Consider the following 17,726-nt stretch of genomic DNA (forward strand, 5'->3'; position numbering starts at 1 on the left):
CGCGGAAAAAATAATTCGGAACTGGATCAATCCACCGAGACCCAGGCCCCGTCGGCATACTGCGTGATGTCGACGCTCACGATGATATCCCCGCGAACGTCCGGCGGGATGCTCTCGTGCATCCTCACCCGGTACGTATCCCCGAGGATCGAGTGATTGAGCCCCTCCGAGACGCCGACATCGATGTCGATGACGATGTCGCCTGCGTCCGGGCCCAGCGGTGCGAGGTCGTCCGGCAGGGAGATGACCGACGAGTAGTCCGGCACGTCCGGTGTTCCGTTCGTCCATGTCGCGGGGCCGTCGCTGTGGTCACAGGTGAGGGGCGAGAGGGATTCTTCCCGGATGTTGGCTATTTTTAGCTCCCCCGGTTCGTACCGCCGGGAGAACTCCGCCGTGATGTCGGTGAGGTCTTCGCCGTCCGACCGGAATGCCAGCATCGTGCCATACGGCGTCTCCACGACTGTCGATGTCCAGCTGCCGAACTGTTGGTTGTCGAGCTCATCTTTGGAAAAGACCGGTTCGCCGTCCCGCATGGGGAGGGGGACGATGATCTCAGCGCCGGGCCCGCCCTCGTACCCGGCGAGGCCCTCCGTCGTGACGGTATAGGAGTAGTGGCCGGGGTTCGAGTTGATCCATGCGACGCCGAAGAAGGTGCCGAATACGATGATCGCGACGGTGCCAACCGCCACGACGAGAAGGATTGTGGTGTAGTTGATGGATGTCATTGAAAATGCCGCCTGTACATAGTCCCGTCTCTCCCGGTATACATGAAGGTTCGCCGAATAACCGGTGACGGAACCAATGGAAAGGGGATCGAAATGAATATCGGGTGTTTTTTCGTGGAATTGCAGGTACCTTCCTGCTGAATTCCTCAGGCGGGTCGCGAAAATGCGAAGAGGGCCGCTTGCTCCATGAGGGTAAAATAAGAGGGGGGGAAGAAACTCTTCGGTATCATCTCCCTACACCACGCAGATCACCGCGAGATACATCATCCCGCCGAGCAGCAGGTTCTGGCCGTCGGCGACGAGGTCGTAGAGGATGCGGTTGAGCTCCGAGCCGTCGAAGAAGACGATGTAGCCCTGCACGTAGAGGGCGAGGGCGGCGATGACGAGCGTCTCGAGGAAGGGCAGTGCGCCCCTGCAGAGCCAGAGCACCACCGCGATGCCTGCGAGGTTCAAAAACGAGAGAAGGATCTTCGTCTTCCGGATGCCGAGCATCACGGGGATCGTCTTCACGCCCGTTCCGGCGTCGCCTGCGACATCACGGATATCGAAGACCGTCGAGTTGATGAACGACAGCAGGAAGAAGAAGAGGCCGACGACGACGGTCATCATGCCGAAGGGGGTGCCGGTGCATGCGGCCGGCAGGCACGCCACCGGGACCGCCCATGCAAGGCCGATGAGGAGGTTTTTGACGAGCGGGACGTCCTTTAAGCGCCGGTACCGGCATTCCTTCGGAAGGAAGGGGATGCTGTAGAGGACGCCGCTTGCGAGCGGGACGGCGGTCGCGAGAAGCGCCCACGGGCCGTAGTACCCGGCGACGAGGAATGCAACGGCGTATCCCGCGAGGGAGGAGTACCAGAGCACGTCTGCGTACTTCTGCGTAAACGCAAACCGCCGCGAGTGGTTGATCGCATCCTCGCTCTCATCGGTCTTCCGGTTCATGTTGTACACCGAGAAGGTGACGAGGAACATGATCAGGCACGCGCCGACGGAAACCGGCATCGCCTGCAGGACGGATGAGACGTATGCCTTCGAGACCGCCGCAAGCGAGAGGAAGAGCGAGCTGTACAGGAGATAATCCATCATTGCCTGGATGTTCAGGTCGATGGTCTGGTGGGTATGCTCGAATGTGAACATACATTAAGTGTTATTTTATATTTCACATTAGTTTGCCCTGTACAGGGACTTCCCCCCACCGCGGGTATGGTGTCAGCAGGGGCAAAAAATGATGCCGAATACTTTATTTTGGTGCTAAAATGTCATTTTATTGTAATATAGAATTATAATCCCAAATATTGTCTTTAATATTATCAATATGGGTACTATAGGCTGTTTAAGCTGATATTCATCTATTGGGTGAAGGAATTCTCAATAATATATGTTGTGGCAGAGGGGGTATGGTATTATACGCCTGAAAGGACGTTTTTAAATTTTCATAATTATATAATATGCTCATAATGTCAAAATGCAGATATTCGGCGAGGGCCGTGGCCGTCCGTCGGGATGCTGCAAAGAAAAAAAGTATGGGTGGTCTCTATTATGCGAGGTAATCGGCGGGCTCGGGGATCTGTTCCTTGAGGCCCTTCCTCTTCCGGATACCCTGAACGATCTCCTTGAGGAGACCCTGCGGGACGGTCTCGAAGCCGGCGAACTCCGTCGACCACATTGCACGGCCTTCGGTTGCCGAGCGGACATCGCCTGCAAACCCGAAGAGTTCTGCGACCGGTGCCTTGCCGATGACGGTGATCGTGTCACCCTCGGACTGCATGTCGTAGACCTGACCGCGACGACCCTGGATCTGTGCGGTTGCCGCACCCATGTGGTCCTGCGGGACGGTGATCTGGATGTTCTGCATCGGCTCGAGGAGCGAGTCGCCTGCGAGGAGGAGACCTGCCTTCACGGCGGAACGGACGGCCGGGATGACCTGTGCCGGACCGCGGTGGATGGCGTCCTCGTGGAGCTTGACATCCAGCAGGCGGATCTTCGTGTTCTGAACCTGCTCGTCGGCGAGCGGGCCGCCGGCGAGTGCCTCGCGCCATCCGTCGAGGACCAGTTCCATCGTCTCGTTCAGGTACTGGATACCCTTCGTCATGTCGAAGAACATGTTGGTCGTCTGGATGGCGGTGAGGTTCTTTGCCTCGTCCTTGTCGAATCCTGCTGCGATGAGCTTCTCACGGCGTTCCAGTTCGGGAAGGTCCATGGAAATGTCGCCGTCCTTGATCATCTTGACGACCTCATCGGGGAGGGGTTCAAGCTCGATATAGAAGCGGTTGTGGCGGTTCGGCGATTTCCCTTCGACCGGGCCTGCGGTGGTGGTGATGGTCTCACGGTACACCACGATCGGGGGAGTGGTCTTGATCTCGACACCCTTGTCACGGGCGATACGGTGGGTGATGATCTCGAGGTGAAGCTCTCCCATACCGGAGATCAGGTTCTCTCCGGTCTCCTCGTTGATGGTGACCACGACGGTCGGGTCTTCCTTGCCGACCTGGCGGAGGACATCGACGAGTTTCGGGAGGTCCTTCATGTTCTTTGCCTCGACCGCGACGGTCATGACCGGTTCGGAGTAGTGCTTCAGCGACTCGAAGGTCTGCATATCCTGAAGGGAGGTGACGGTCGAACCGACGATGGCGTCCTTGAGGCCGGTGACAGCGGCGATGTTGCCTGCCGTCAGGGACTCGACCTCAATACGCTCGGCACCCATGAAGATACCGACCTGCGAGAGACGGTTTGCCTTCTTGGCGGTGCCCATGACATACAGCTCGGACCCGCGCTTGATCGTACCGGAGAAGAGACGGCCGGTGGCAACCTCGCCTGCGTGGGGGTCGAAGGAGATGTCGGTCACCATCATGCAGGCGGGACCGTTCGGGTCACAGGCGAGCATGGACTTGCCTTCGGTGGTGTTCGGGTCGCCGTGCTGCCAGATGATGGGGACACGGCGCTTCTGGGCGTCCAGCGGGTCGGGAAGGTGGCGCACCACCATGTCGAGGAGGACTTCTGCGAGCGGGCTCGACTTTGCAAGCTCCTTCATCTGCCCTGCCTGACACTTCTCGTTGACCTCCTTGAAGGAGACACCGGACTTCTTCATGTACGGGATGGAGACCGCCCAGTTGTAGAGGGCGCTGCCGAATGCGACGGTACCTGCTGCGGCATCGAGCTTCCAGCCTGCCTTGTAGGCATCCTCGTTCATGCCCTTGATGAGCTTGTTGACCTTGTCGATGACCTTGCCGAGACGGATCATCATCTCCTGGTCATCGACCTTGAGCTCGTTGATCAGGCGGTCGACCTTGTTGATGAAGAGAACGGGGCGCACACCCTCCTTGAGGGCCTGGCGCAGCACGGTCTCGGTCTGGGGCATGGTGCCCTCGACCGCGTCCACGACGACGACCGCACCGTCCACCGCACGCATTGCACGGGTCACGTCACCGCCGAAGTCCACGTGGCCGGGGGTATCGATCATGTTGATGAGGTACTCCTTGCCTGCGTAGGTGTGGACCATCGAGACGTTGGATGCGTCGATGGTGATACCGCGTGCCTGCTCCTCCTCGTCGGAGTCCATCCAGCACGCCTTTCCTGCGATCTCTTCGCTGATCATCCCGGCCCCGGCAAGAAGGTTGTCGGAGAGGGTGGTCTTCCCGTGGTCGATGTGAGCCACGATACCGATGTTGCGGATCTGCTCCGGCTGGCTCATCAGCGTCGTGACTCGTTCAACCATCTTTCTTCTTCTGGTCATGAAATTTCACCCAAAAAAATGTAGATTATCGTGCGGATTTCGCCACACGCTCGCGTTCTTCTTTCTTTCCGACAGAGAAGCACCGGGCGTCACCGTTTGCAGCGGCGATGAGCTCGTCTGCAAGGACGGCGGATGCCGAGCGCTTCTTCTTGTGGCTTCCCTGGCGCACGGCACGGGCAATGAACATCAGTGCGGCGTCGATACGGCGCTGAGGTGCGGTATCGACAGACTTCGGGACATTGATACCACCGTACTTCAGACGGACGGTCTCCTCGCGGGGCCCTGCATTTGCAATGGCGTCGATGAGGACCTCGACGGGGTTCTTGCCGGTCTTCTTGTTGATGATGTCGAAGGCGTCGCTCACAATCTTCGTCGTGACGGCCTTCTTGCCGGTGTTGTGCTCGGTCTGCATGAGACGGTTGATGAGGCGCTCGACGATGAGCATCTCGCTCTTTGCAAACTGGGTGCCTGCACGCTTGCCGCAGGAGTGCGGCACGATCATGGACTGGGTATTGACATACCGGACCAGACCGGGGTCCTTGACCTGGACTTCGGAGATGTCCCACTTGTTAAAGAGAAGGTAGGACGGGCCGGTCTGTTCGACCGGTTCTTCGGTGAAGGTCTCTTCTGTGATGTTTTCCTCGGTCATGTCGATCACCTGCGCGGCTTCTCCTTCTTGCCGATCACCATCTCGCGCAGCGAGACGTTGTTTACTGCAGTGACCTGGAAGCGGACACCGGGGATATCTCCCTTCGAACGACCGAGCCTGCCGCCGATACCCTCGATGGTGACTTCGTCGTGTTCATCGATGAAGTTGATGGCACCGTCGCCGACGGCGAATGCCGTGACCTGACGGCCGTTCTTGATGAGCTGAACGCGGACACATTTCCGGATAGCCGAGTTCGGCTGTTTTGCCTCGACACCAACCTTCTCGAGCACGATGCCGCGTCCCTGGGGGGCACCCTCGAGCGGGTCGGATTTGACGTCAAGGCCGAGCTGGCGCCGTGCGTAGTTGGTGTCGCGCCAGCGGTTTTCCTTGGAGGTGCGCTTACATTTTCGCGCAGCAAATTTTCCGTTTCCCATTGATGATTACCTTCGTGGTTCTTCGTGAGATAGGCAAAGCTTTTGAAAAGCGTTTGCCGGCTGATGAAATTGATGATCAGACCGTGGGAAGAGAATCAGCCCCCGCAGGGGGGTTCTCGCCGTTGAACCCCTATTTTGCGGATTAAGGTGCTCATGCTCCTTTACTGATTCTCCGCCGCTCCCACAAGATATCAGATTTCTGCCCATATGTTTCGTAGTGACAGGTATTAAAGGTGATTCCTTGCCGCCCTCCCCCCGGCGCGGAGGCGGGAAACGGGGGGATGAATGAAACATTTACCATCAGGGGTGCGCAAGGTGATAGGGAGGATACAGCCATGGCTGGTACTACACGCATTTATAAAGAGGTTTACTTCGAGGCGAGCCACCGCCTCCTGCACTACAAGGGGAAGTGCTTCCGCCTCCACGGCCACCAGTGGCGTGTCGAAGTCTGGATGGAAGGGACGGTCGAACCGGCATCGAAGATCCTGGTCGACTACAATACCATAAAACAGGTCGTCGGCAGGTTTGACCATCAGGTCATACTCAATCGGGACGACCCGATGGTCGAATGCCTCTCCCGGTTCCAGGAGGTCATCACGACCGAGGGGGACCCGACGAGCGAGAATCTGGCGGGCATCATCACGGGCATGATCAACGATGCCTGTGCAGGGGCGGGTATCGACGCCCGGATCACGAAGATCCGTGTGTGGGAATCGACCTCCTGCTATGCAGAATGTGTCTATGAGAATCACTGAAATTTTTGCGAGCATCTCCGGCGAGGGAACCCGGCAGGGGGCCCCGGCGGTCTTCATCCGGTTCGCAGGATGCAACCTGCGGTGCGCATGGTGCGACACCGGTTACTCGTTTGAGAACGGCACCACGATGGATATGGATGCCGTCCTTGCCGAGGTCGCCCGCCACGGCATTCCCTTCGTCGTCATCACCGGCGGCGAACCGCTCCTGCAGGAGGAGGAGCTCGTCCCCCTCCTCAAAGCATTAAAAGGGGCGGGGTACGATATAGAGATAGAGACCAACGGGACAAGGGCTGTCGGTGCGGTGCAGGCGTATGCCACCGTCTGCATGGACATGAAATGCCCCTCGTCGGGGATGTCCTCCGACCCGGCACTCCTTGCCACGCTCCGGCCGTCCGACATGGTGAAGTTCGTGGTGGCGGACCGGTGCGACTGCGCCTTTGCCGAAGCGACGCTCGCCTCCCACCCGACGGCGGCGGAGGCGGTCATCTCCCCGGTATGGGGGGCGGACTACGGGGAAATCGTGGCATTTCTCATGGAGCGCAGGCCGCCGGCACGGCTGCAGGTGCAGCTCCACAAAATTCTCGGGGTACAATAAGACATGAAAGCGGTATGCCTCCTCTCGGGCGGGATGGACTCGACCACCCTCGCCTATCTTGCAAAGGATATGGGCTATGATATCATCGCCCTCCACCTCCGGTACGGCCAGCCGACCGAAGACGCCGAGTATGCGGCGGCGAAGAAGATTGCAGAACTCCTCGATGCATGTGAGTTTTTCGAAGTGAACCTCGACTACCTGCTGAGGATCGGCGGGTCGGCGCTCACCGACGCTGCCATAGAAATACAGGATCACGCAGAGGGCGAGGCCGGGGGGATGCCCGCGACCTACGTACCGTTCAGGAACGCGAACCTCCTCGCGATCGCAACGAGCCTCGCCGAGGCGCGGGGGGCCGAGGCGATCTTCATCGGGGTGCAGGCATCGGACTATGCGGGGTACCCCGACTGCCGTCCCGAGTTCATCGAGGCCTTCCAGGCGGCGATCGATGCGGGCACGGCGGACGGGACCCAGATTACGCTGCGAACGCCCTTCGTGCGGATGACGAAGGCGGAGATCCTGCAGGTCGGGTTCGACCTCGGGGTGCCGTATCAGTACACCTGGTCCTGCTACCGGTCGTCGTCGCCCGCCTGCGGGACCTGCGACTCCTGCCACTACCGCCTCGAGGCGTTCCGGCACCACGGGGTCGATGACCCCATCGACTACGAGGGGCGCTAAGGGATGGAGGAGGGCTGCGGGGGAAAACGCCTCAGCGTCGAGAAGGCGCAGGTGACGCTCCCCTCCGGAAGGACGAAGGAGCGCTTCGTCGTCCACCCGGGCAAGGCCGTCGCGATGCTCCCCGTGGAGGGGGAGTACTGCTATCTCGAGCGCCAGTACCGGTTCGCCGTCGGGGAGTGGATCTATGAAGCCCCTGCCGGCACGATGGACGAGGGGGAGACGCCCGAGGAGACGGCCCACCGCGAACTGATCGAGGAGACCGGCATGCGGGCGGAAACCCTCATTCCCAGGGGGATTATCTACCCGGCCCCCGGCTACACCGACGAGGTGATCGCGCTCTTCGAGGCCCGCGACCTTTCCCCGTCCGACGAGTACCAGATGGACGACGACGAGATGATCGAGGTGGTGAAGGTCCGCGTCGACGAGGTGGAGGCGATGATCCACGCGGGCGAGATCATCGATGCGAAGACGATCTGCCTCATGTACCGCTGTTTCGGGTGCCGGCGATGAGCCGGTGGGCTCCTGTTCTTGTCCTTGGCGCAGTTCTGATGATGACGGTTGCCGCCGGGTGCCTCGGGGATGCCCCCGCGTCCTCATCGCCCGTCTACTCGCTCGGTGACGACGGGAAGCTCGTCATCACCGGCACCGACCCCGTCTATGACGAGTATCTCCCCGATAGTACGGAGGTGAACGGGAACGTCACCGTCTCGGAGATAGTCTTCCATGTTGAGGATATTGATGTCCACGCCCTCTGCGCCGCCCCACCCGACCCCGTGGCGGGTGTCGTTCTCGTTCCCGGCGCCGGCGTCACTAAGGAAGGCCACCGGGCACGCATCATCTCCTATGCACAGAAGGGAATAGCATCCATCGTCCTCGATGTACGCGGCAACGGCGGGGGGACCACCGGTCACACCGGCGGTCTGCAGGAGGACTACCGGCGGTTCGCCACGGGCGACGACGTGCCGCAGTGGTGGCAGACCATCGGGGATGTCATCACGGCACGGCGGATGATGACGGAGCGGCATGCCGTCCCGGTCTCCATCGTCGGCTCATCGAACGGCGGGATGCAGGGCGCCGTTGCGGCCGCTATCGACGAGGGTGCCGCGGGATATTTCGGTGTCTCGACGGCGGGCTTCGGCGATTCGGATGCGACAACCGACCCGTCGGTTGCGGCCTTCATCCGCTCGATCGATGCCGGTGTCTATATCGGTGACATCTCCCCGCGCCCGGTGTGGCTCTTCCACTCGAGGGCGGACGGCGTCATCGCGTTCGATGCGGGATATGCCCTCTTTGAGCAGGCGGGCGAGCCGAAGACCTTCATGGAGTTCACCGGCGGTCACGGGATAGGTGGTGAAGTCGATGCCGCAATCACTGATGCGATACTCACGCTTAATACTCCAGAAAATGAATAATATTACCACTTTGTCCCCCGGAGGGAAGGGAAGCAATGGCAGAAGAGGCTGAGATGGACAGTGCGCGAAAGCGCTATGAATTCAAAAAGACGCTCGAGCGGCTCGAGGAGAAGGAGGGGAGCGGTACAGAACTTATTACGATCTATATCCCTCCCGACAAACAGATACACGATGTCACGGCGCAGCTGCGCGATGAGTTCGGTCAGTGCTCCAATATCAAATCCAAGCAGACCAGAACGAACGTGCAGAGTGCGATCTCCTCCATCCTCTCCCGCCTGAAATACTACAACAAGCCGCCCGAGAACGGGATGGCCGTCTTCTGCGGTGCCATCAAGGCCGGCGGCGACCGGACCACGATGGACTGCACAATAATCGAGCCCCCGGAACCGGTTCCCCTCTATATGTACCGGTGCTCGTCGAACTTCGAGCTCGAACCGCTGGAGCAGATGCTGGTCGAAAAGGAGGTCTACGGCCTCATCGTCATCGACCGGCGTGAGTCCTACCTCGGGTTCCTCCGCGGCAACCGCATCGAACCCATCTCCGGCGTCACCTCGACGGTCCCCGGCAAACAGCGCAAGGGTGGTCAGTCCGCCATGCGTTTCCAGCGTCTCCGTCTCATCGCCATCAATGAATACTACAAGAAGGTCGCCGACCGGGCCACGGATGTCTTCCTCGCAGAACCTGACTTCTTCAACCGGTTCAAGGGCGTCCTCATCGGCGGCCCGACGCCCACAAAAGAGGAGTTCGCGGACGGCGGATACCTCCACCACGAGCTCCAGAAACGGCTCATCGGCCTCTTCGACGTCTCCTACACGAACGAGTCGGGCCTCGCCGAACTCGTCGATGCGGCACAGGAGGCCCTTCGCGGCGTCGAGGTGATGAAGGAGAAGACCGTCATGGACCGGTTCTTAAAGGAGCTTGTCAAGGATGACGGTCTTGCCGCCTACGGAGAGGACAGCATCCGGCACAACCTCGAGATCGGTGCCGTCGACACCCTCCTCCTCTCCTCGACCCTGCGGCAGGAGCGCCTGATCATCCACTGCCAGAGCTGCGACTATTCCCGCGAGGAGACGGTGAGAATTGAACCCGGCAAATCGATGTCCAGCCTCGAGTTCGGGAACTGCCCGAAATGCTCGGCCCCGCTCTACCTCGAGGAGGAGACGGACATCATCGACGAGCTCACGGACCTTGCGGACGCGTCCGGGACGTCTGTTATGATCATCTCGGACGACTTTGAAGAAGGTGCGGTGCTCTACAACGCATTCGGCGGTATCGCCGCGATCCTCCGGTACAGGACGGGATACTGATGTACTTTACCACTCACTCCACGATTGAAACGGTCCTCCGGGAGGCGACCGGCGAGGAGAATGTCCTCCTCACCGACGGAGGAGACCATGCAGACCTCGCCTCCACCGTCGCGTTTGCAATGGCAAAACGCGAGAAGAAGAACCCCGCAGCCCTTGCGGGGGAGATCAAGGCGGCCGTCGAGGGTCCGCTTGCCGAGAAAGGGGTCATCGTCACGACCATCGGCCCGTACATCAACTTCGTCTTCGGGCCGGAGTACGTCGCGGGTGTCGTGAAGGAAGCCCTCGCCGAGGGCTACGGTGCCCTTCCCGTCCGGGATGGAACGGTCTGCATCGAGCACACGAGCGCCAACCCCAACGGCCCCCTCCATGTGGGGCACATCCGCAACTCCGTCATCGGCGACACCCTCGCCCGCGTCTTCCGGAAGGCCGGCTTTGACCTCGAGGTGCAGTACTACCTCAATGACATGGGCCGCCAGATTGCAATAGTCTCCTGGGGATTCGACAATCTCGCCATCCCCCAGAACGAAGGCGAAAAGGACGACCACTACGTCGCCCGTGTCTACGTTGCGTCGAACCGGGCCATCGAGGCAGACGAGTCCATCAAGGCGGAGATCGACCGCCGGATGGGGCTCATCGAACAGGGCGACCCCGAGATGGTGGAGAAGTTCCGCCGTGCCGTCTCGCTCTGTGCGGAGGGCATCAAGGCGACGCTGGCACGCCTGAACACCCCGCACGACCGCTTCGTCTGGGAGTCCTCCTTCGTGCAGGACGGTTCGATGGCGGCGATCCTCGACCGCATCGAGGCGCTGCCCGAGTCGAGCCACGACGACATTCTTGCCGTCGACCTCTCTGCGTTCGGTTTTGAGAAGGAGTACGTGCTGCGCCGGAGCGACGGGACGAGTGTCTACGCGGCCCGCGACCTCGCCTATCACGAGTGGAAGGCGGCACACTTCGACCGGCTCATCAACGTCCTCGGCGCCGACCACAAACTGATCGGCGCCCAACTGCAGGCGACGATGACACTGTTGGGCGAGACGGCGCCCGAGATCGTCTTCTTCGAGTTCGTCTCCCTCCCCGAAGGGTCGATGAGCACCCGTGCCGGCAAGTTCGTTTCCGCCGACCAGCTCATCGACGAGGTGACGGAGAAGGCGTTCGACGAGGTAACCATCCGGCGGCCGGAACTCCCCGAAGAGGAGCGCCGCGCCATCGCCGCCGCGGTGGCCGTCGGCGCCGTCCGCTATGACATCATCCGGGTCTCGCAGGAGAAGAGCACGGTCTTTGACTGGAAGACGGCGCTCGACTTCGAACGGCAGAGCGCCCCCTATGTCCAGTATTCCCATGCCCGCGCCTGCTCCATCCTGGAGAAGGCCGGGGACTTTGAGCCGGCGTTCGAATACTCGACCGAGGCGGAACTCGCCCTTGCAAAGCACATCGGCCGCTTCCCGCTCGTGATCCAGACGGTCGTGGACGAACTGCGCCCGCACCATCTTGCCATCTACGCCCGCGAATGCGCCGACCTCTTCAACGCCTTCTACCATGCAGACCCGGTATTAAAGGCGGAAGGTGTGACCCGCAATGCACGCCTGACCCTTGTCAGGGCGGCGCAGAACACGCTCAAGGAGGCGCTGGAGACCCTCGGTATCGATGCAGTCCGAAGCATGTAAGGCCCTAAGAAAACAGGGCTACCAGTTCTTTTCTCCCTCGTCATCGGCGGCGCTCAAGCCATGCATGTGGAACAAACGGACGCTGCGGGGCGGGGACATGTGCTATAAGGCACAGTTCTACGGGATTTCGAGCCACCGCTGCGTCCAGATGACCCCGACCCTCAAGTGTAACCAGCGCTGCCTCTTCTGCTGGCGCTCGATGGAATACGAGGTCGTGGAAGAGGAGGAGTGTCCGCCCGAGGTGATCGTGGCAAACCTCTACAAGCTCCAGAAGAAGGCCCTTGCCGGGTACAACCCGGTGGCCGGAGGCGGCACCGACGAGACCCTCTGGGAGGAGGCGCTCGCCCCCGACATGGCGGCGATCTCCCTCTCCGGGGAGCCGACCTGCTACTCCCGCCTCCCCGAACTCGTCGATATGCTCAACGCACGGGACTTTACGACCTTCGTCGTCACGAACGGCACCCGGCCGTGGGTCCTGGAGAAGGTCCACCCGTACCAGACCTATGTCTCGCTCGACGCCCCGGACAAGGAGACCTACCTGAAGGTCTGCCGCCCGATGGAGGACTACTGGGAGGATATCCGGACGTCCCTCTCCCTCCTCGGATCCCGCCGGTCGGCGATCCGCGTCACCGTGGTGAAGGGCCTCAACGACTTCGCTCCCGAGAAGTATGCGGCGATGATCCAGGACTCGGGTCCCGACTACGTCGAGGTGAAGGGGTACATGTACCTCGGGTACAGCCGGAACCGTCTCGAGCGGCACAACATGCCGGATCATGCGGAGGTGCGGGACTTCGCGAGCGAAATTGCGAAATACTGTGATTATGATATGTACGACGAGAGCCCGATATCACGGGTGGTGTGCCTGACACGGCGGTAAATATGAGATTTAATGCAGAAGAATTCAGGGAGCTTTCACGGACGGACTTTGAACACGCATGGCACCGGGGCCCCTCGGTCGTCGACCCCGTCGGCCCTGCGGACCGGTACCCGAGAAACATGTTCCGGCGTGCACAGGCGCACCCGATCGCGGAGACGATCCAGCGCCTGCGTGAGGTCTACCTTTCCATCGGCTTCGACGAGGCGCGGGTGCCGCTCTTCATCGAGGAGCAGGATGTGTACCGGCAGTTCGGACCCGAGGCCTCGGCGGTCCTCGACCGGGTCTTTTATCTGGGCGGCCTCCCGCGCCCGAACGTCGGCATCGGAAAGGAGCGGACGGCAAGGATCGAGGAGCTTCTCGGCCGCACCCTCGGCGAGGACGGCGAGGAGCGCCTGCGAAAGACCCTTCACGCCTACAAGAAGTCTGAGATCGACGGGGACGAGCTGACCTTTGAGCTTGCAAAGGTCCTCGACTGTGACGACGGGCTCGTCGTGCGAATCATGGAGGAGGTCTTCCCCGAGTTCCGCGAGCTTGCCCCCGAGTCGTCCCGGACGACGCTTCGCTCCCACATGACCTCAGGGTGGTTCATCTCGCTCGGGGCGATGTGGGACAAGCTTCCCCACCCGATCATGCAGTTCTCCATCGACCGCTGCTTCCGCCGCGAACAGGAGGAGGGGCCGACGAGGCTCATGACCTACCACTCCGCCTCCTGTATCATGGCAGGCGAGCACATCACCGTCGAGGACGGGAAGGCCGTCGCGGCGGCGCTCCTCTCCGCCTTCGGGTTTACGGACTTTGAGTTCCGTCCCGATGAGAAGCGCTCCAAATACTATATCCCCGACACCCAGACCGAGGTCTACGCCCGCCACCCGACGCACGGCTGGGTGGAGGTCGCAACCTTCGGCATGTACTCCCCCTCGGCGCTTGCCGAGTACGGCGTCGAGGTGCCGGTGATGAACCTCGGCCTCGGGGTCGAACGTCTCGCGATGATCGAGTACGAGGCCGAGGACGTGCGAAAGCTCACCCATCCACAGTTCTTCCCCCGCGAGTTCTCCGACCTCGACCTCGCAAAGGGCATCGGACTCCGGGAGGCGCCGTCGACGCCCGCCGGGATGGCAATTGCAGGCGCGATCGTTGCGGCGGGGACCGCACACGCCGCCGAGGAGAGCCCGTGCTCCTTCGAGGCATGGGAAGGCGCCATCGGCGATGTGCGGCTCCGCGTGTATGTCGAGGAAGAGGAGGAGAACTCGAAGCTCTGCGGTCCTGCCGTCTTTAACGAGATCTTTGTCGAAAAGGGCCGCATCCTCGGGGTGCCCGACACCGAGAAGTTTGAGGGTGTCCGCAAAAACGGCGCCGCAACCGGGATCTCCTACCTCGAGGCGGTCGCAAACCTCGCCGCATCCCGCATCGAGGAGGCGGCGCAGGCCGGGGAGCCCGCCCGTGTGCAGGTGAAGATGGTGAAGATCCCCTCCGAAGTGAACCTGAAGATCGACGAGTACGTGATGCGCTACATCACCGACAACAACAAGAAGATCGATGTCCGCGGCCCCGTCTTCTTCGCGGTGCGCTCGGAGATCCTCTGATTTTTTTATCTGGCGATTTTTGTCCTGTTTGCCGGCCATCCTCCGCGCAGGCTCGCCGGAGAGGCCATCCTGAAAGCTATAAGCCCGTATCTCTCCTATGCTCTCCCATATGACCGGGAGCACCGCGACCCAGCTGGAGGGCCTCTCCTCTCTTATCATGACCGCCCCTACGTGGAAGCGGTCGGCGGCGATCATGGTGCTTCTCGGGGTCGCCATCGAGTTCATGGCATGGCTGGGGGGCCTCGACCCCCATGACTTCGGGGCCCATTTCGGGCTTTTGGGGTTCACCCTGCCCGGCCTCATCGCGCTTGGCCTGACCCGCCCGCTGGTCCGGATGTACGGCAGGGACATCACGTGGGACTGGTCGGGGCTCATCGCCCTCATCGCGCTCGTCATCTGCGTCATCGTCTCCTATACCCCGCTCCTCCTCTTTGCCCGCGACTATCTCCCGCTCTTCTACGCGTCGTCCCTCGGGATCATCTTCGCGGTCCGCCTGCTCCTCCTCGTGACCGTCGTCGACCGCTCCGTCGCCCGGATGCTCGCCCCGGCGCTTATCCAGAGCCTCTTTGCCACCCTCTTCTGGGCGACCGTCATCCCCGGCATCCTCGTCTACTCGGTCGTGCTGCACATCTTCCTCGGGCTGGGGACGTGGTTCATCGTCTGGATTCTTGAGCGGCCGATGAAGGCGGCGCTCGGCGTTTCGCCCTTGGCCTTCGCAAACGCCTTCATGGCGTACCTCATTGAGGGGTCGCACGCATTGGAGGAGTTCTTCCGCGAGATGGGGGAAGCCGTCCGGGTTGAACAGGCGACGATCTTCTTCCGGCGGGAGGGGAAGGAGGAGGCGGTCTTCACCGTCCCCGGTGTTCATCCCGGCCCCCTCGGCGAGATCGGCGGGTCGAACCTGCCGAAGATCCTCTATGATGCGCTCGGATGCCCGGCGGTGATCGCCCACGGGGCCTCGACGCATGACTTCAATCCCGTCTCTGCATCGGAGATCGAAAAAGTGGTCGCCGCGGTCGAAGAGGGGCGGCGGACCGCGACATGGTCGGCGACGGCGACGCAGCCGGTGCGGGCCGATTCGGGGTCGGTCTCCGTCCTTGCGCAGGCGTTCGGCGACACCGCACTTCTCGTTGCGACCCGCTCGCCCCTCATCACCGACGACCTCGACTACGCCGTCGGCCTTGCCATCATGAAGGCGGGCGAGCGGCACTTCGCCCATGTCGCCTTCGTCGATGCGCACAATTCCTTCCCCTGCCTCCCCCCGCCCGTCCTTCTCGCAAGTCCCCTCGCGGAGGAGTACCGGGAGGCGGCGGAGGAGGCGTTTGCTGCGCTTGTGGATGCCCCGCAGGTCCCGTTCGCGGCAGGGTTTGCCCGCGTTGACGTCCCGTTCACACGGGAGGAGGGCTTCGGCGACCTCGGCATCATGGCGATGGTTGTTCGCACGGACGACAAGGAGGCACTCTATCTGGTCTTCGACGGGAACAATATCCACGAGGGCGTCCGCGACGAGCTGCGAGATATGTTTTTGGAGGACTTCGACGAGTGCGAGATCATGACCTCCGATACTCATGTGGTCAACACCGTCTCCGGGATGAATCCCGTCGGCCTCGCAGTCCCGCTGGAATCATTTTCTCCCCTTGCCCGTGAGGCGGCCGACCTCGCCCGGGCGGACGCAGCTCCTGCATCGGCCGCCGGGACGACAGCCACCTGCAGGGATATCGTTGTATTCGGGTCCCAGCGGATCACCCAGCTTGCCGGGCTCGTGACCGGCAGTGTCGGGATTGTCGCCCCCCTTGCCCTTGTCATCCTGATCGTCGCTTTTCTCTCGACGGTGACGGTCTTTTTCCTCCTTGCCGGATGACCGTGTTCTGTACGGGGGAAAGACGGGGCTCCTCCGCAGGATAAGATGGAGGAATATCCCGCCCCTGCTTCAAGGCTCGCGGCGGCGGGAGAGAAAAGACGAACAACTGGTTCTGAAAGACCTGGGAATCGTGAAGGAAATTTTTGAAAAGAGTATTTTGCGGGAGGAATTCAGGTAATTTTCTCCCGCTGTTCCCGGGCGGCGACGAGGATGGGGGCAATCGTCTTTGAATAGACGCTTCGTTTTGCCAGCCGTGCCAGGCGGCGGACATAATGGATGTGGGCAATCTGTATGCCGATCAAAAGACCGAAACAGATGGAAACAATGGCTATCAGCAGTGCGTTTACCAGGTCGATCATGCGTATCTTCTTCCTTCTCCGGTCACGTTCTCGTATTCAGCGGTCTTATAGGTCTCCCGCGGTCTCTTCAGCTCTGCTGCTCGAGCTCATCGATGAGGGGCTCGAGGGAGTCGGTCTCCTGGCAGGCGTCGGCCACCGTGAGAAACCGCCCGTTGAAGTGGGCGGTCAGACCCACGTAGCCGAGGATTACCCCGAGAACCGAAGATATTGCCATGATTCCCAGGTAGAGCCAAATATCACTCATTTCCAACGATAAGGGATACGCCCTCCCGCCCATTAACCTTTTTCTCATCTCCGTGAGGCCGGAAGAGGGCAGGAGGATTGATAGGAACGAAGGATGTATCTTCCTGCATGAGTTCATCGGACCCATCCGGCCAGCCCTCCGGCGGGACATCGGGATGTCCCTGGATACGGTGGGGCTTTGCCGGCGGGGTGGCGGGGCTTGCGGTCACCTTTCTTGTCTACGCAGGGGCATTCTTCGTGGCATTCGGCAACCCCACCCCGTTCGCCCTTGCCTATCTTGCATTCGTGGAGAGCTTTACGGCATACTTCGGTCCTGCCTGGTGCATGTTCGGCGGGTTTGCCGCCGGCGCCTGGCTCGCATGCCGCAGGAGGACCGGGATTACGGACGAGGTCCCGTGATCCGGACAGCAGGGAATATCCCGGCCTAATCATAGCTCCGGTCGATATCCTCGTCGGTCTCTTCGGAGACGAGCGGAGTGACAAGGGTGATGTCCACTCCCCCGAAGATCCCCGCCGCAATGTTGTAGATGACCGCAACAATCGCTCCCGCAAGAAAGCCGGCGACGGCATAGACGAGGGTCATCACGAAGATCGCCACGAGTGCCATGAGGAGGCATCCGCCGTGAGCGAGGGGAGAAATATCCAGAAACGGCATCGCCGCCATCGCGATGAGGCCGAGAAAGACCGTCAGCACGGCAACGATGAATCCGACGATGAGCGAGATGGCGGCAAACATTTTGGCCATCGAAAGCACCCCGATACTGCGTATTTCTGTCATGTGGCAGCCTCTTACCAATGCACCCAGATATGCATGCGCCTACATATACCTTGGTCCCCTCAGGAAGGGTGAGGGTTGA

Annotated in this window: 19 protein-coding genes; 11 read left to right on the forward strand and 8 right to left on the reverse strand. The window is 61.1% G+C overall.

Going from position 1 to position 17,726, the window contains the following annotated elements; all coding sequences use genetic code 11:
- Positions 1-26: 26 nt before the first annotated feature.
- From AZH53_RS10470 to AZH53_RS10490, 5 genes are all read right to left on the reverse strand, one after another.
- Positions 27-725, reverse strand: a complete 699-nt coding sequence (locus AZH53_RS10470) for a hypothetical protein (RefSeq protein ID WP_319643469.1) — start codon at positions 723-725, stop codon at positions 27-29.
- A 234-nt stretch (positions 726-959) separates the two neighbouring features.
- A complete protein-coding gene (locus AZH53_RS10475) occupies positions 960-1,859 on the reverse strand; it encodes a UbiA family prenyltransferase (RefSeq protein ID WP_319643470.1) in 900 nt (299 codons plus the stop codon).
- Positions 1,860-2,259: 400 nt separating this feature from the next.
- Positions 2,260-4,455: an elongation factor EF-2 gene (locus tag AZH53_RS10480; RefSeq protein WP_319643471.1), complete on the reverse strand. Its 2,196-nt coding sequence runs from the start codon at positions 4,453-4,455 to the stop codon at positions 2,260-2,262.
- 25 nt (positions 4,456-4,480) lie between these two features.
- Positions 4,481-5,104, reverse strand: a complete 624-nt coding sequence (locus AZH53_RS10485; RefSeq protein WP_319643472.1) for a 30S ribosomal protein S7 — start codon at positions 5,102-5,104, stop codon at positions 4,481-4,483.
- 5 nt (positions 5,105-5,109) lie between these two features.
- Entirely contained in the window at positions 5,110-5,538 is a 429-nt protein-coding gene (locus AZH53_RS10490) for a 30S ribosomal protein S12 (protein ID WP_319643473.1), read from the reverse strand.
- Between the two features lie 335 nt (positions 5,539-5,873).
- Here AZH53_RS10490 and AZH53_RS10495 point away from each other — a divergent pair, with 335 nt between their 5' ends.
- From AZH53_RS10495 to AZH53_RS10540, 10 genes are all read left to right on the forward strand, one after another.
- Complete coding sequence (locus tag AZH53_RS10495; protein ID WP_319643474.1) at positions 5,874-6,293, forward strand: 6-carboxytetrahydropterin synthase; 420 nt, start codon at positions 5,874-5,876, stop codon at positions 6,291-6,293.
- Entirely contained in the window at positions 6,280-6,888 is a 609-nt protein-coding gene (locus AZH53_RS10500; RefSeq protein WP_319643475.1) for a 7-carboxy-7-deazaguanine synthase QueE, read from the forward strand. Before AZH53_RS10495 ends, AZH53_RS10500 begins: the two co-directional genes overlap by 14 nt.
- Positions 6,889-6,891: 3 nt before the next feature.
- Positions 6,892-7,563: a 7-cyano-7-deazaguanine synthase QueC gene (queC, locus tag AZH53_RS10505; protein WP_319643476.1), complete on the forward strand. Its 672-nt coding sequence runs from the start codon at positions 6,892-6,894 to the stop codon at positions 7,561-7,563.
- A 3-nt stretch (positions 7,564-7,566) separates the two neighbouring features.
- Positions 7,567-8,073: an NUDIX hydrolase gene (locus tag AZH53_RS10510; RefSeq protein ID WP_319643477.1), complete on the forward strand. Its 507-nt coding sequence runs from the start codon at positions 7,567-7,569 to the stop codon at positions 8,071-8,073.
- Positions 8,070-8,975: an alpha/beta hydrolase gene (locus AZH53_RS10515; protein WP_319643478.1), complete on the forward strand. Its 906-nt coding sequence runs from the start codon at positions 8,070-8,072 to the stop codon at positions 8,973-8,975. Before AZH53_RS10510 ends, AZH53_RS10515 begins: the two co-directional genes overlap by 4 nt.
- A gap of 35 nt (positions 8,976-9,010) precedes the next feature.
- Positions 9,011-10,282, forward strand: coding sequence for a peptide chain release factor aRF-1 (prf1, locus tag AZH53_RS10520; protein ID WP_319643479.1), 1,272 nt, complete (start codon positions 9,011-9,013; stop codon positions 10,280-10,282).
- The gene (argS, locus tag AZH53_RS10525; RefSeq protein WP_319643480.1) at positions 10,282-11,946 is read left to right on the forward strand and encodes an arginine--tRNA ligase; all 1,665 of its coding nucleotides are present in this window, start codon (positions 10,282-10,284) and stop codon (positions 11,944-11,946) included. Before prf1 ends, argS begins: the two co-directional genes overlap by 1 nt.
- Entirely contained in the window at positions 11,927-12,823 is an 897-nt protein-coding gene (gene twy1 / locus AZH53_RS10530; RefSeq protein WP_319643481.1) for a 4-demethylwyosine synthase TYW1, read from the forward strand. The genes argS and twy1 overlap by 20 nt, the downstream gene beginning before the upstream one ends.
- Positions 12,824-12,825: 2 nt before the next feature.
- Positions 12,826-14,406 carry an O-phosphoserine--tRNA ligase gene (gene sepS / locus AZH53_RS10535; RefSeq protein WP_319643482.1) on the forward strand — a complete coding sequence of 527 codons (1,581 nt, stop codon included), beginning with the start codon at positions 12,826-12,828 and terminating at the stop codon, positions 14,404-14,406.
- 109 nt (positions 14,407-14,515) lie between these two features.
- On the forward strand, positions 14,516-16,267 hold the full coding sequence (locus AZH53_RS10540) for a DUF2070 family protein (RefSeq protein WP_319643483.1): 1,752 nt from the start codon (positions 14,516-14,518) through the stop codon (positions 16,265-16,267).
- 170 nt (positions 16,268-16,437) lie between these two features.
- On the opposite strand, the gene AZH53_RS10545 is transcribed toward AZH53_RS10540, so the two are convergent.
- Together AZH53_RS10545 and AZH53_RS10550 are read right to left on the reverse strand one after the other, a co-directional pair.
- On the reverse strand, positions 16,438-16,626 hold the full coding sequence (locus AZH53_RS10545; protein WP_319643484.1) for a hypothetical protein: 189 nt from the start codon (positions 16,624-16,626) through the stop codon (positions 16,438-16,440).
- Positions 16,627-16,693: 67 nt separating this feature from the next.
- Positions 16,694-16,870 carry a hypothetical protein gene (locus AZH53_RS10550; protein WP_319643485.1) on the reverse strand — a complete coding sequence of 59 codons (177 nt, stop codon included), beginning with the start codon at positions 16,868-16,870 and terminating at the stop codon, positions 16,694-16,696.
- A 107-nt stretch (positions 16,871-16,977) separates the two neighbouring features.
- Here AZH53_RS10550 and AZH53_RS10555 point away from each other — a divergent pair, with 107 nt between their 5' ends.
- Positions 16,978-17,268 carry a hypothetical protein gene (locus tag AZH53_RS10555; RefSeq protein ID WP_319643486.1) on the forward strand — a complete coding sequence of 97 codons (291 nt, stop codon included), beginning with the start codon at positions 16,978-16,980 and terminating at the stop codon, positions 17,266-17,268.
- A gap of 25 nt (positions 17,269-17,293) precedes the next feature.
- On the opposite strand, the gene AZH53_RS10560 is transcribed toward AZH53_RS10555, so the two are convergent.
- Positions 17,294-17,647: a hypothetical protein gene (locus AZH53_RS10560; protein WP_319643487.1), complete on the reverse strand. Its 354-nt coding sequence runs from the start codon at positions 17,645-17,647 to the stop codon at positions 17,294-17,296.
- Positions 17,648-17,726: the final 79 nt, after the last annotated feature.

Source organism: Methanovulcanius yangii (assembly GCF_018687785.1).
GTDB lineage: Archaea > Halobacteriota > Methanomicrobia > Methanomicrobiales > Methanomicrobiaceae > Methanovulcanius > Methanovulcanius yangii.

Bases quoted from the DNA above. Each gene is read 5' to 3' on its own strand.
- AZH53_RS10470 (WP_319643469.1), bottom strand. From the start codon at position 725: ATGACATCCATCAACTACACCACAATCCTTCTCGTCGTGGCGGTTGGC.
- AZH53_RS10475 (WP_319643470.1), bottom strand. From the start codon at position 1,859: ATGTTCACATTCGAGCATACCCACCAGACCATCGACCTGAACATCCAG.
- AZH53_RS10480 (WP_319643471.1), bottom strand. From the start codon at position 4,455: ATGACCAGAAGAAGAAAGATGGTTGAACGAGTCACGACGCTGATGAGC.
- AZH53_RS10485 (WP_319643472.1), bottom strand. From the start codon at position 5,104: ATGACCGAGGAAAACATCACAGAAGAGACCTTCACCGAAGAACCGGTC.
- AZH53_RS10490 (WP_319643473.1), bottom strand. From the start codon at position 5,538: ATGGGAAACGGAAAATTTGCTGCGCGAAAATGTAAGCGCACCTCCAAG.
- AZH53_RS10495 (WP_319643474.1), top strand. From the start codon at position 5,874: ATGGCTGGTACTACACGCATTTATAAAGAGGTTTACTTCGAGGCGAGC.
- AZH53_RS10500 (WP_319643475.1), top strand. From the start codon at position 6,280: ATGAGAATCACTGAAATTTTTGCGAGCATCTCCGGCGAGGGAACCCGG.
- queC (WP_319643476.1), top strand. From the start codon at position 6,892: ATGAAAGCGGTATGCCTCCTCTCGGGCGGGATGGACTCGACCACCCTC.
- AZH53_RS10510 (WP_319643477.1), top strand. From the start codon at position 7,567: ATGGAGGAGGGCTGCGGGGGAAAACGCCTCAGCGTCGAGAAGGCGCAG.
- AZH53_RS10515 (WP_319643478.1), top strand. From the start codon at position 8,070: ATGAGCCGGTGGGCTCCTGTTCTTGTCCTTGGCGCAGTTCTGATGATG.
- prf1 (WP_319643479.1), top strand. From the start codon at position 9,011: ATGGCAGAAGAGGCTGAGATGGACAGTGCGCGAAAGCGCTATGAATTC.
- argS (WP_319643480.1), top strand. From the start codon at position 10,282: ATGTACTTTACCACTCACTCCACGATTGAAACGGTCCTCCGGGAGGCG.
- twy1 (WP_319643481.1), top strand. From the start codon at position 11,927: ATGCAGTCCGAAGCATGTAAGGCCCTAAGAAAACAGGGCTACCAGTTC.
- sepS (WP_319643482.1), top strand. From the start codon at position 12,826: ATGAGATTTAATGCAGAAGAATTCAGGGAGCTTTCACGGACGGACTTT.
- AZH53_RS10540 (WP_319643483.1), top strand. From the start codon at position 14,516: ATGACCGGGAGCACCGCGACCCAGCTGGAGGGCCTCTCCTCTCTTATC.
- AZH53_RS10545 (WP_319643484.1), bottom strand. From the start codon at position 16,626: ATGATCGACCTGGTAAACGCACTGCTGATAGCCATTGTTTCCATCTGT.
- AZH53_RS10550 (WP_319643485.1), bottom strand. From the start codon at position 16,870: ATGAGTGATATTTGGCTCTACCTGGGAATCATGGCAATATCTTCGGTT.
- AZH53_RS10555 (WP_319643486.1), top strand. From the start codon at position 16,978: ATGAGTTCATCGGACCCATCCGGCCAGCCCTCCGGCGGGACATCGGGA.
- AZH53_RS10560 (WP_319643487.1), bottom strand. From the start codon at position 17,647: ATGACAGAAATACGCAGTATCGGGGTGCTTTCGATGGCCAAAATGTTT.